The 13,031-nt window shown below is 50.2% G+C and carries 13 protein-coding genes, 1 pseudogene and 1 other annotated feature; of the genes and pseudogenes, 6 read left to right on the top strand and 8 right to left on the bottom strand.

The features are described from left to right. Positions 1–164: 164 nt before the first annotated feature. The 4 genes and pseudogenes from D9734_RS01375 to D9734_RS23685 all read left to right on the top strand — a co-directional run. Positions 165–569: a DUF2541 family protein gene (locus D9734_RS01375; protein ID WP_130204825.1), complete on the top strand. Its 405-nt coding sequence runs from the start codon at positions 165–167 to the stop codon at positions 567–569. 25 nt (positions 570–594) lie between these two features. Continuing rightward, complete coding sequence (gene msyB, locus D9734_RS01370; protein WP_130204823.1) at positions 595–1,308, top strand: acidic protein MsyB; 714 nt, start codon at positions 595–597, stop codon at positions 1,306–1,308. Between the two features lie 148 nt (positions 1,309–1,456). Beyond that, on the top strand, positions 1,457–2,023 hold the full coding sequence (gene satP / locus D9734_RS01365) for an acetate uptake transporter (protein ID WP_064530367.1): 567 nt from the start codon (positions 1,457–1,459) through the stop codon (positions 2,021–2,023). A gap of 59 nt (positions 2,024–2,082) precedes the next feature. After that, positions 2,083–2,181, top strand: a pseudogene (locus tag D9734_RS23685) (hypothetical protein); the annotation flags it as partial. A gap of 46 nt (positions 2,182–2,227) precedes the next feature. Here D9734_RS23685 and mog read toward each other — a convergent pair. Together mog and tal are read right to left on the bottom strand one after the other, a co-directional pair. Continuing rightward, complete coding sequence (mog, locus tag D9734_RS01360) at positions 2,228–2,815, bottom strand: molybdopterin adenylyltransferase (RefSeq protein ID WP_130204821.1); 588 nt, start codon at positions 2,813–2,815, stop codon at positions 2,228–2,230. Positions 2,816–2,929: 114 nt separating this feature from the next. Continuing rightward, positions 2,930–3,883 (bottom strand): transaldolase, encoded by a 954-nt coding sequence (tal, locus tag D9734_RS01355; protein WP_000130187.1) that lies wholly within the window; start codon positions 3,881–3,883, stop codon positions 2,930–2,932. A gap of 279 nt (positions 3,884–4,162) precedes the next feature. Here tal and D9734_RS01350 point away from each other — a divergent pair, with 279 nt between their 5' ends. Next, complete coding sequence (locus tag D9734_RS01350) at positions 4,163–5,593, top strand: sodium:alanine symporter family protein (RefSeq protein WP_130204819.1); 1,431 nt, start codon at positions 4,163–4,165, stop codon at positions 5,591–5,593. Between the two features lie 69 nt (positions 5,594–5,662). Next, the gene (gene yaaA, locus D9734_RS01345; RefSeq protein WP_130204817.1) at positions 5,663–6,439 is read left to right on the top strand and encodes a peroxide stress protein YaaA; all 777 of its coding nucleotides are present in this window, start codon (positions 5,663–5,665) and stop codon (positions 6,437–6,439) included. Positions 6,440–6,477: 38 nt separating this feature from the next. Here the strand turns inward: yaaA and D9734_RS01340 are convergent, their stop codons facing one another. The 6 genes from D9734_RS01340 to D9734_RS01315 form a co-directional block, all read right to left on the bottom strand. Next, complete coding sequence (locus D9734_RS01340) at positions 6,478–6,792, bottom strand: DUF2502 domain-containing protein (RefSeq protein ID WP_130204815.1); 315 nt, start codon at positions 6,790–6,792, stop codon at positions 6,478–6,480. Positions 6,793–6,997: 205 nt separating this feature from the next. Further along, complete coding sequence (thrC, locus tag D9734_RS01335) at positions 6,998–8,284, bottom strand: threonine synthase (RefSeq protein ID WP_130204813.1); 1,287 nt, start codon at positions 8,282–8,284, stop codon at positions 6,998–7,000. After that, positions 8,285–9,217 carry a homoserine kinase gene (gene thrB / locus D9734_RS01330; protein WP_130204811.1) on the bottom strand — a complete coding sequence of 311 codons (933 nt, stop codon included), beginning with the start codon at positions 9,215–9,217 and terminating at the stop codon, positions 8,285–8,287. It lies immediately after the preceding gene. Position 9,218: 1 nt separating this feature from the next. Further along, positions 9,219–11,681 carry a bifunctional aspartate kinase/homoserine dehydrogenase I gene (gene thrA, locus D9734_RS01325; RefSeq protein WP_130204809.1) on the bottom strand — a complete coding sequence of 821 codons (2,463 nt, stop codon included), beginning with the start codon at positions 11,679–11,681 and terminating at the stop codon, positions 9,219–9,221. Positions 11,682–11,706: 25 nt separating this feature from the next. Further along, positions 11,707–11,826 (bottom strand) — a sequence feature (Thr leader region). After that, complete coding sequence (thrL, locus tag D9734_RS01320) at positions 11,762–11,827, bottom strand: thr operon leader peptide (RefSeq protein WP_001386572.1); 66 nt, start codon at positions 11,825–11,827, stop codon at positions 11,762–11,764. (Overlaps the previous feature by 65 nt.) Before the next feature lie 213 nt (positions 11,828–12,040). Further along, a complete protein-coding gene (locus D9734_RS01315; RefSeq protein WP_130204806.1) occupies positions 12,041–12,727 on the bottom strand; it encodes a tRNA/rRNA methyltransferase in 687 nt (228 codons plus the stop codon). Positions 12,728–13,031: the final 304 nt, after the last annotated feature.

The following is a 13,031-nucleotide window of genomic DNA, read 5'->3' as shown; positions in this document are numbered from 1 at the left end:
ATGAAACAGACGGCAATTTCATTCATATAAAGAATGAATCCAACACAAGAGATTCACCAAAAAATTGTAATAAAAAGAAAAGATTACATACCTGAATCTTCTTTTCGCCAGCAGTAAACTAGTGGCTATTCATCCCCTACTGCTCCCCCGCTAAGAGAATCTTTATGAAATCCGTTTTTACGATTTCCGCCAGCCTGGTACTTAGCCTTATGCTGTGCTGCACGGCGCAAGCTAACGACCATAAAATCCTCGGCGTCATTGCGATGCCGCGTAACGAAACCAACGATCTGGCACTGAAACTCCCCGTTTGCCGCATCGTAAAACGTATCCAACTCACCGCCGACCACGGCGATTTACAGTTGAGCAGCGCGTCGGTTTATTTCAAAGCCGCCCGTAGCGCCAGTCAAAGCCTGAATGTTCCCGCCGAAATTAAAGAAGGGCAAACCACCAGCTGGATCAACATTAACAGCGATAACGACAACAAACGCTGCGTGTCAAAAATCACCTTTTCCGGTCATACAGTGAACTCGTCCGATATGGCCACGCTGAAAATTATCGGCGACGATTAACGCTTGAACAGAGAAGCCACAATAAATGAATGTTAATTACCTGAATGATTCAGATCTGGATTTTCTCCAGCATTGTAGTGAGGAGCAACTGACCAATTTCGCCCGTTTGCTCACCCATAACGAAAAAGGCAAAACTCGCCTCTCCAGCGTTCTGATGCGTAATGAACTGTTCAAATCGATGGAAGGGCATCCCGAGCAACATCGCCGCAACTGGCAGCTAATTGCCGGAGAATTACAGCATTTTGGCGGCGATAGTATCGCTAACAAACTTCGCGGACACGGTAAACTGTACCGGGCCATTTTGCTCGACGTCTCAAAACGGCTGAAGCTAAAAGCCGACAAAGAGATGTCTACGTTTGAAATTGAGCAACAATTACTGGAACAATTTCTGCGTAATACCTGGAAGAAAATGGACGAGGAACATAAGCAGGAATTTCTCAAGGCGGTCGATGCCAGAGTCAACGAGCTGGAAGAGCTATTACCGCTGCTGATGAAAGACAAATTATTGGCAAAAGGCGTGTCGCATCTGCTTTCCAGCCAGCTTACCCGCATTTTACGTACTCACGCAGCAATGAGCGTTCTCGGGCATGGCCTACTACGTGGTGCGGGGCTTGGTGGCCCGGTGGGCGCGGCATTAAACGGAGTTAAAGCCGTCAGCGGTAGCGCCTATCGCGTTACTATTCCGGCGGTCCTGCAAATTGCCTGCCTGCGTCGAATTGTCAGCGTCACTCAGGCCTAATCCCTCACATCGGGGAAAATTTTCATTTTCCCCTCAAAAGATCATGGACACTACTCCATTGGCTGATTATTATGCCGCGCCCTGAAAACACTACAGTTATTCAGGGAAATTATTTCACCATTCATTCAATGATGATTTTTGAGGAATTATGGGCAACACTAAGTTGGCTAATCCGGCACCGCTGGGCCTGATGGGCTTCGGCATGACCACCATTCTGCTTAACCTGCACAACGTGGGTTATTTCGCTCTGGACGGTATTATTCTCGCTATGGGCATCTTCTACGGCGGTATCGCGCAAATTTTTGCCGGTCTGCTGGAGTATAAAAAAGGCAACACTTTCGGTTTAACTGCCTTCACCTCTTACGGTTCTTTCTGGCTGACGCTGGTTGCGATTCTGCTGATGCCGAAACTGGGCCTGACCGATGCGCCAAATGCACAGTTCCTTGGTGTCTACCTGGGTCTGTGGGGCGTGTTTACGCTGTTTATGTTCTTCGGCACGCTGAAAGGCGCACGCGTTCTGCAATTCGTTTTCTTTAGCCTGACCGTGCTGTTTGCCCTGCTGGCGATCGGTAACATTGCCGGTAACGAAGCAATCATCCACTTCGCAGGCTGGATTGGCCTGATCTGCGGTGCCAGCGCAATTTATCTGGCAATGGGTGAAGTGCTGAACGAGCAGTTTGGTCGCACCGTTCTGCCGATTGGTGAATCCCACTAATTGCTTGATATCCCCCGCTCGGGGGATATCAGTTTGTTGACAACGTGCGCTTTATTCATGCCGGATGCGGCGTGAACGCCTTATCTGGTCTACAAAATCGTGCAAATTCAATATATTGCAGGAAACTCGTAGGCCTGATAAGCGTAGCGCATCAGGCAGTTTTGCGTTTGTCATCAGTCTCATCCCCCGCCTGGGGGGATTTTTTTATTCGCTAACTTCGCGTCTTGCACTCTTCGGTCTGAATGCTGCCACCACTTCCGGTGCAGTTTCAACGTATGGTCCTTCCAGCAACTGAATGCAGTACGGTACGCTGGCGAAAATGCCATGTACCACGACCTTACCCTCGGCATCCTTCACGCCTTCTAGTGTCTCTTTGATGGACTTCGGCTGACCGGGTAAGTTAAGGATCAGTGCCTGCTTACGAATCACCCCCACCTGGCGCGAAAGGATCGCAGTTGGCACAAAATGCAGGCTAATCTGGCGCATCTGTTCACCAAAGCCTGGCATCTCGCGGTCCGCTACTGCCAGCGTCGCATCGGGCGTAACGTCACGGCGCGCCGGGCCAGTACCGCCGGTTGTCAGCACCAGATGGCAACTCATTTCATCCACCAGCTCACACAACGTTTGCTCAATGATCGCCTGCTCATCGGGGATTAAGCGAGTTTCCAGTTCAAACGGCGTGGTTAGCGCCGATGTCAGCCATTCTTCCAGCGCAGGGATGCCTTTATCCTGATAAACGCCGCTGGACGCGCGATCAGAGATGGAAACTAAGCCGATACGTAAAGTATTCATCAAGATTTTTCCGTTTAAACAGTCTCGTTAAACAGAATGATACACTGCGAAGGGAGTGACAGACAGGCTTCAGAAGAGGTAGCGTGACCGACTTCCCGGTCACGCTAAGAATGATTACAGCAGATCGCCGATCATTTTTTCCAGTTTTTCCTGGTCAACAGCAAACTTACGGATACCTTCCGCCAGTTTATCAACTGCCATTGGGTCCTGGTTGTGCTGCCACAGGAACTCAGACTCGGTGATACGCGCCGGACGCGCTTTCACTTCACCAGTGTAAGACAGTTTACGTTCGATAGCCCCTTCGCTCTCAGCCAGCTCTTTCAACAGTGCCGGTGCGATGGTCAGACGGTCGCAGCCTGCCAGTTCCAGAATTTCGCCGATGTTACGGAAGCTTGCGCCCATAACCACGGTTTCATAACCGTGTTCTTTGTAGTACTGGTAGATTTCAGATACAGAAACGACACCCGGATCTTCTGCCGGAGCGTACTCTTTCTTATCTGTATTGGCTTTGTACCAGTCAAGAATACGGCCAACAAACGGAGAAATCAGGAACACGCCCGCTTCCGCACAAGCACGTGCCTGAGCGAAGGAGAACAGCAGAGTCAGGTTACAGTTGATACCTTCTTTTTCCAGCTGTTCTGCAGCACGGATACCCTGCCAGGTAGAAGCCAGTTTGATCAGAATACGATCGTTGCTAATACCTGCATCGTTGTAGAGCTTAATCAGGCGTTTTGCTTTCGCAATTGACGCTTCGGTGTCATAGGAAAGACGCGCATCAACTTCAGTTGAGATACGGCCCGGAACCAGTTTCAGGATTTCCAGACCAATATTTACTGCCAGTTTGTCGGTCGCGTCCACGATCTGCTGCGCGCGATCGTTGCTCTGCTGTTTCGCCCAGGCGACAGCATCATCAATCAACTTACGGTATTCCGGAATTTGCGCTGCGTTAAGAATGAGAGAAGGGTTGGTTGTGGCATCCTGCGGTTGATACAGCTTCATTGCCGCGATGTCCCCTGTGTCGGCCACTACGGTGGTGTACTGACGAAGGGAGGTCAATTTGTCCGTCATGATAGTATTTCTCTTTAAACAGCTTGTTAGGGGGATGTAACCGGTCTGCCCTGATGATATCACGACGTAACGACAGCGCAACCGCAGACAAAAGGGTTATCACCAGGCAAGACTGTTTCGGATTTCTGACATGGCGTTGATATCACCCGCCATTTTTAAACAAAACCTCATGTATGCTACACAGACGTTATCAACCAATGCACATCGTATATAATTCTTAATCAATTGGTAACGTTTACACAGGAATGTAACCGCGCGCCGGCGACAAGAGGGATACGAATGCCTGACTTTTTCTCTTTTATTAACAACGTACTATGGGGATCAGTGATGATCTACCTGCTCTTCGGCGCAGGCTGTTGGTTCACTTTTCGTTCTGGGTTCGTTCAATTTCGCTATATTCGTCAGTTTGGCAAAAGTCTTAAAAATAGCATTCATCCGCAACGAGGCGGTTTAACTTCTTTTCAATCATTGTGTACCAGTCTCGCCGCGCGCGTCGGCAGCGGCAACCTGGCAGGCGTTGCGCTGGCTATCACCGCCGGTGGACCGGGTGCTGTTTTCTGGATGTGGGTTGCCGCGTTTATTGGCATGGCGACCTCTTTTGCTGAATGTTCCCTTGCCCAGCTTTATAAAGAACGTGACGTCAATGGGCAGTTTCGCGGCGGACCGGCATGGTATATGGCGCGTGGGTTAGGGATGCGCTGGATGGGCGTTCTGTTCGCCGTCTTTTTGCTCATCGCCTACGGACTGATTTTCAGCGGTGTTCAGGCAAATGCTGTCGCTCGCGCGATGAGTTTTGCATTTGATTTCCCTCCGTTAGTAACGGGTGTCATTCTCGCCATTTTTACCTTGTTGGCGATAACTCACGGCATTCATGGCGTCGCCCGGTTAATGCAATGGTTTGTCCCTATTATGGCGTTAATCTGGGTACTCGCCAGCCTGGTCATTTGCGCAATGAATATCGGGCAACTTCCACACGTTATTTGGTCTATTTTTGAAAGCGCCTTTGGCTGGCAGGAAGCGGCAGGCGGCGCGGCGGGTTATACCCTGAGTCAGGCGATTACTAACGGCTTTCAGCGCAGTATGTTTTCCAATGAGGCGGGGATGGGATCAACACCGAACGCAGCGGCGGCGGCGGCATCATGGCCACCGCATCCGGCAGCGCAAGGTATTGTCCAGATGATCGGCATCTTTATCGACACGATGGTGATTTGTACGGCAAGCGCCATGCTGATATTGCTGGCTGGTAACGGCACCACCTATTTGCCACTGGAAGGTATCCAACTCATTCAGAAAGCGATGCGTGTATTAATGGGTTCCTGGGGGGCAGAATTTGTCACGATAGTAGTGATTCTATTTGCCTTCAGCTCGATCGTCGCCAACTACATTTATGCCGAAAATAATCTCTTCTTTTTACGGCTGAACAACCGGAAAGCTATCTGGAGTCTGCGTATCTGTATCTTTGTTACAGTCATTGGCGGCACCCTACTGAGCCTTCCGATGATGTGGCAACTGGCCGATATTATTATGGCCTGCATGGCAATCACCAATTTGACAGCGATTTTGCTGCTTTCCCCTGTGGTGCATATCATTGCCAGCGATTATCTGCGCCAGCGTAAACTCGGCGTACGTCCGGTGTTTGATCCGCTGCGCTACCCGGATATCAGTCAGCAACTTTCCCCTGACGCGTGGGATGATTTGTCGCAGGAGTAATCACAACTATCGATCAACTCATCCACTTTTTTTGCTACAGTCGCAGTAAATTTCCTGCAAGGACTGGATATGTTGATTCTGATTTCACCTGCTAAAACACTTGATTATCAAAGCCCTTTGGCCACCACACGCTACACGCTGCCGGAGCTGTTAGACAACTCCCAACAGCTTATCCATGAAGCGCGAAAACTAACGGCACCGCAGATTGGCAAACTGATGAAAATCAGTGACAAGCTGGCCGATCTCAACGCTACCCGCTTTCATGACTGGCAGCCTGACTTTACGCCAGAGAATGCCCGGCAGGCAATTCTGGCATTTAAAGGCGATGTCTATACCGGCTTGCAAGCCGAAACCTTTAGTGAAGAAGATTTTGCTTTTGCCCAGCAGCATTTACGTATGCTTTCCGGTTTGTACGGCGTACTGCGCCCGCTCGATTTAATGCAGCCATACCGTCTGGAGATGGGGATCCGTCTTGAGAATGCGCGGGGTAAAGACCTGTACCAGTTCTGGGGGGATGTGATCACCAACAAGCTAAACGAAGCGCTCGAAGCACAAGGCGATCAGGTGGTGATTAACCTGGCGTCAGATGAGTATTTTAAATCAGTGAAACCGAAGAAATTAAATGCCGAGATAATCAAGCCGGTATTCCTCGATGAGAAGAATGGCAAGTTTAAGGTCATCAGCTTCCATGCTAAAAAAGCGCGTGGCCTGATGAGTCGGTTTATCATTAAAAATCGCCTGACCAAGCCAGAGCAACTGACAGGTTTTAACAGTGAAGGTTACTTCTTCGATGAAGCCTCTTCCAGCAATGGCGAACTGGTGTTTAAACGCTACGAACTGCGTTAAGTTTGCGGTAAATGCCGGAGGTCATCCGGCATTTATATTTAGCGGTGATGTCTGCCAGGCCCCGGATAATGATCATCCCGGTGATCATGACGATGATCGTCACGATGATCGCGATGATTATTATAGTGCGGCTGCAGTCCGTATGGGTGCCAGCGATTGCCTCGCCATTCATAATTTCTGTGCCACCAGTCGTGGTCACGCCAGTAACCGCCATCCCAGTAGAAACCGCGATAATCACGATCGCCAATCTGTAACTTTACTGATGGCACCAGCATTATTTCCTCAGCCTGCGCTGCCATAGGAGCAACCAGAATCATGGAAAATGCGAGTAAGAGAGATTGCATCTTTTTCACAGGTGACTCCTTATTATCATTGCCAGTTATGGGCCGATATAAGGAGCTTACGGTAAAAGAATCCTCGTTGTCATTATCCAATCTAAGTCACCGCATTTATTGAAAATTTCTCCTTTTTTTCTGTCGATTTTTCTCATATTTTCTCCACAAAAAAGCCGAGCTGTATAAACACAAGCCCGGCTATTTTTTCGGAATTTAATAGATATTAATTATGATTCATCATGAGTTTGCGCAGCGCAGCAAAATCGGCAGGCAAACTATGTGAAAGTAAGGGCAAATCAGCACGTTCTGCCAGCTCTTTTGGCAGTTCCAGCGTTTCACCAAGAATCACTTCCACGCTCTCTTTAAACTTCGCCGGGTGCGCGGTGCCGAGGAACAGACCATATTCTCCCGGATGAAGCTGGTCACGCAGCGCACGGTAAGCCACGGCAGCATGCGGTTCCGAGGTATAGCCCAGTGCTTTTAACTCACGCATTGTCTGTCGGGTGGTTTCATCATCCACCACCGCATAACCCAGCTCCTTCAGTTGCCAGATTTTACGGCGGAACAACTCTTCCACTCGCGGCCAGTTGTTTGGCTGGCTGACATCCATCGCATTAGATAATGTCGCCTGGGTAGCTTTAGGCACCCAGTGCCCGTCGTGCAGGAAACGCGGCACCGTATCGTTAACGTTAGTAGCAGCGATAAAACGTTTCACCGGCAGACCGAGTGATTTCGCCAGCAATCCTGCCGTCAAATCGCCGAAGTTTCCGCTCGGCACTGAAACAACTAGCTGGTTACGCGCTTCCTGCGGCAACTGCGCCACGGCTTCAAAGTAATAGCAAATCTGCGCCAGCAAACGACTGATGTTAATAGAGTTAGCAGAGTTCAGTCCCAACGCCACTTTTAGTTCTTCATCATCGAATGCCTGTTTAACAAGAGCCTGGCAGGCATCAAAATCGCCGTCGATGGCGACGGTTTCAATATTGCCACCCAGCGTACAGAACAGTTTTTCTTGCAGTGGACTGATTTTGCCGTGCGGGTAAAGGATGACCACTTTAACGTTCGGTAAACCGTAGAAAGCGTGAGCCACTGCCGCTCCGGTGTCGCCGGAAGTCGCAGTCAGAATAGTCACTGGCTTATCGCCCGCAATATGGGTCAGCATTTGCGCCATAAAGCGACCGCCGAAATCTTTAAATGCCAGCGTTGGCCCGTGGAACAACTCCAGACAACCGACGTCATTTTCAACTTTGGCAACCGGAGCCGGGAAAGCGAATGCCGCGCGCACGCGCTCTTCCAGAACTTCCTGTGGGATCTCATCACCAATAAACGCCGAGAGGATCTTCGCGCTGCGAGTGACGAAATCCAGTTTCAGCATCTCATCAATTTCGGTCAGGCTGAATTCCGGTAGCTCATGAGGGAAAAACAACCCCTGATTTTTGCCCAATCCCTGCGTTACGGCTTGCGCAAAACTGACCTGCTCGTTGTGATCTTTCAGATTGTAGAGTTTCATTTAGTTTTCCAGTACTCGTGCGCCCGCCGTATCCAGCCGGCAAATATGAACAAGACCTTCCTGATTTTGCAGGTAATTCTTACCTAACCAGTCGGCAACTCGCTGGGCGGTATCCAGTTTATCGCACAGAGCGAACAAGGTCGGCCCCGAGCCGGAGATACCGCTCGCTAGCGCGCCGATTTCCGCGACCGCCTGACGTGCTTGTCTGAAGCCTGGCAGTAAACGTTCACGGTAGGGTTCAGCGATAACATCTTTCATCAGCTTTGCGGCCAGATCAGGCTGGCGGGAATAGCAGGCATGAATGAAGCCCGCCAGGTGTCGCCCGTGAGCAATGCAATCCTGGCGGCGATACTGCGCCGGTAAAATAGCCCGTGCTTCTGCCGTCGAGACTTTAATCCCCGGATACGCTAACACCCATAACCACTCATCAAATCCTGGTACCTGCTGGCTGATGATGCCGTTTTCTTCGATCATCAACTGCATGCCGCCAAGAAAACACGGTGCTACGTTGTCGTAATGAATGCTGCCGGAGATACGCCCTTCCAGTTCGCCCATCAAGGCCAGCAGGCGGGTATCATTGAGCGGCTTACCACAGTGTTCATTCATCGCCACCAGCGCCGCGACCACCGAACAGGCGCTGGAACCTAAGCCAGAACCGATCGGCATATTCTTTTCCAGGGTCATCGCCACCGGAATTTGCTTACCCACTTCCTGGCAAAAACGCTCCCAGCACTGATAAACGATATTTTCCTGCGGTTCTGACGGCAGCTTGCCTGCAAACCGTCCAAGATTGTTGAGACTGAAGCGCTCTGCTGACTCAACCGTCACTACATCTCCCAGCAAGGAACCATCAACAGGCACCACCGCCGCCCCGAGCACATCAAACCCGACGCTCATATTGGCACTGGAAGCCGGAGCATAAACCTTAACCATTTTAGACTCCTAACTTCCATGAGAGGGTGCGCAGCAGATCGGCAAAGACACCGGCAGCTGTAACGTCATTACCCGCACCGTATCCGCGCAGGACCAGCGGCAGTGGCTGATAATAGTGGCTATAGAAGGCCAATGCGTTTTCGCCGTTTTTCACTTTGAACAGCGGATCGTTGCCATCCACTTCAGCAATCTTCACGCGGCAGACGCCATCTTCATCAATATTGCCAACATAGCGCAAAACTTTTCCTTCATCACGGGCCTTCGCTACGCGCGCGGCAAAGAGATCGTCGAGCTGTGACAGATTCGCCATAAAAGTCGCAACATCGCCTTCCGCGTTAAACTCTGCGGGCAGCACAGATTCGATTTCGATATCCGCCAGTTCCAGTGATCGTCCTGTTTCACGAGCGAGAATCAACAGCTTGCGCGCCACATCCATACCAGAAAGATCATCACGCGGGTCCGGTTCGGTATAGCCCATTTCTCTTGCCAGCGTGGTGGCCTCGGAGAAGCTCATCCCTTCGTCTAACTTACCGAAGATGAAAGAAAGCGAACCAGAAAGAATGCCAGAGAATTTCATCAATTCATCACCCGCGTTGAGCAGGTTTTGCAAGTTCTCAATGACCGGCAACCCCGCACCGACGTTGGTGTCATAAAGGAATTTACGCCGTGATTTTTCCGCCGCGTAACGCAGCTGATGGTAGTAATCCATCGACGAGGTGTTGGCCTTTTTGTTCGGGGTCACCACATGGAAACCTTCGCGCAGGAAGTCGGCATATTGATCCGCCACCGCCTGGCTGGAAGTGCAATCGACAATCACCGGATTCAGCAAATGATATTCTTTCACCAGGCGAATTAAGCGCCCAAGGTTGAACGGCTCTTTGGCTTGGGCCAGTTCTTCCTGCCAGTTATCCAGGTTAAGGCCATGCACATTAGTCAGCAGCGCCTTCGAGTTAGCAACGCCGCAAACGCGTAAATCGATGTGTTTGTTCTTCAGCCAGCTTTGCTGACGCTTCAGTTGCTCCAGCAGCGCACCGCCAACGCCACCGACGCCAATCACAAACACTTCGATAACCTGATCGGTATTGAACAGCATCTGGTGGGTAACGCGTACGCCAGTGGTCGCATCATCGTTATTTACCACGACAGAGATTGAGCGTTCAGAAGACCCTTGAGCAATGGCGACAATGTTGATATTGGCGCGGGCCAGCGCAGCAAAGAATTTCGCCGAGATCCCACGTAAGGTACGCATACCATCGCCCACCACCGAGATAATGGCCAGCCGTTCAGTGACCGCCAGCGGCTCCAGCAAACCTTCTTTCAGTTCCAGGTAGAACTCTTCCTGCATCGCGCGTTCAGCACGCGCACAGTCGCTTTGTGGTACGCAGAAACTGATACTGTATTCGGAAGATGATTGCGTAATCAGCACCACTGAAATGCGGGCGCGTGACATTGCCGCAAAGACGCGCGCCGCCATGCCGACCATTCCTTTCATCCCCGGACCAGAAACGCTGAACATTGCCATGTTATTCAGATTGGAAATGCCCTTGACCGGTAATTCGTCCTCATCACGGCTGGCGCCAATGAGCGTACCTGGTGCTTGAGGATTTCCGGTATTTTTAATCAGGCAAGGGATCTGGAACTGAGCGATAGGGGTAATGGTGCGAGGGTGAAGAACTTTAGCGCCGAAGTAGGAAAGCTCCATCGCTTCCTGGTACGACATCGACTTCAACAGCCTCGCATCGGGCACCTGACGCGGGTCGCAGGTATAGACACCGTCGACATCCGTCCAGATCTCGCAACAATCGGCGCGTAAACAGGCGGCCAGTACCGCGGCGGAGTAGTCAGAACCGTTACGTCCCAGCACCACCAGCTCACCTTTTTCATTACCGGCGGTAAAACCAGCCATCAGCACCATGTGGTCAGCCGGAATGCGGCTTGCCGCAATACGTCGGGTGGACTCAGCAATATCGACCGTAGATTCGAGGTAATGACCGATTGCCAGCAGCTTTTCGACCGGATCGATAACGGTAACGTTGTGACCACGCGCTTCCAGTACCCCGGCCATAATGGCGATCGACATTTTTTCACCACGGCAAATCAGCGCGGCGTTGATGCTGTCCGGGCATTGCCCCAACAAGCTAATGCCATGCAGGACATGTTTGATTTGGGCAAATTCTTGATCAACGAACGCTTTCAATTGCGCCAACGGGAATCCCGGCTGGGCGGCGGCGAGTCCCGTCAGAAGTTCGGCAAAAATACGTTCGGCATCGCTGATATTGGGTAAAGCATCCTGACCGCTAATGGTTTTTTCTATCATTGCGACCAGATGGTTGGTAATTTTGGCGGGGGCAGAGAGGACGGTGGCCACCTGCCCCTGCCTGGCATTGCTCTCCAGAATATCGGCAACCCGCAGAAAACGTTCTGCATTTGCCACTGATGTACCGCCGAACTTCAACACTCGCATGGTTGTTACCTCGTTACCTTTGGTCGAAAAAAAAGCCCGCACTGTCAGGTGCGGGCTTTTTTCTGTGTTTCCTGTACGCGTCAGCCCGCACCGTTACCTGTGGTAATGGTGATGGTGGTGGTAATGGTGGTGCTGATGCGTTTCATGGATGTTGTGTACTCTGTAATTTTTATCTGTCTGTGCGCTATGCCTATATTGGTTAAAGTATTTAGTGACCTAAGTCAATAAAATTTTAATTTGCTCACGGCAGGTTACCAGTTCATAGAGTGCTGGTAGATGCTCTTTTTTTAATCCACACAGAGACATATTGCCCATTGCAGTCAGAATAAAAATCTGAAAACGCTCTTCCTTGTCGTTTTTTATTTGGTGATATTTTTTTCAATATCATGCAATAAACGATGCAACATGGCCGTGTCTCGTTGCTCCAACAGACCGATGCGTTGTTGTAACCAGTCGACCAGTTTGGTGTCATCTGCCACCGCCAGAGTCGTTAACAATGACATGGCACGTTCACGTAAAGCCTGCAGTTGAAATGGGTCCGCCGTTGCGGCAGATTCCACCGGTTGTTGTATTAATGTTGCTAATTGATAGCAATAGACCATCACCGCCTGTCCCAAATTCAGTGATGGATAATCCGCCACCATTGGCACGCCGGTGAGGACATCAGCAAGCGCCAACTCTTCGTTAGTCAAGCCGGAATCTTCGCGACCAAAGACCAGCGCCGCGTGGTTCATCCATGTTGATTTTTCCTCCAGTAGCGGCACCAGTTCTATCGGCGTGGCGTAGTAATGGTATTTCGCCCGACTGCGCGCAGTGGTGGCAACGGTAAAATCAACGTCGTGTAGCGATTCAGCCAGCGTTGGAAAAACTTTAATATTATCAATAATATCACCAGAACCATGTGCCACCCAGCGGGTAGCTGGTTCCAGGTGTGCCAGGCTATCGACAATGCGCAGCTCGCTAAATCCCATTGTTTTCATCGCTCGAGCCGCTGCACCAATATTTTCAGCTCTGGCAGGTGCTACCAGAATGATCGTTATACGCATGTTGCCACTCTTCTTGATCAAATAACCGCGAATAGGGTGATGAATGTCAACTTATTACGCGGAGAGAATTTACAAATTCGTAACGTAAGTCGCAGAAAAAGCCCTTCACTTAACTTAAAAAAAGCTAAACTATTTCTTGACTATACTAACGGTGCAATTGTTAAAAATTGCTACATATCTTTCTGTTTACTTAGGATAATTTTATAAAAAATAAATCTCGACAATTGGATTCACCACGTTTATTAGTTGTATAAGGCAACTAGTTGTATTATTAAAATAATGTGACGAAAGCTAGCATTTAGAT

Source organism: Escherichia sp. E14S1, assembly GCF_004211995.1.
Classification (GTDB): Bacteria; Pseudomonadota; Gammaproteobacteria; order Enterobacterales; family Enterobacteriaceae; genus Escherichia.
This window is presented reverse-complemented; position numbering and strand designations above follow the sequence as displayed.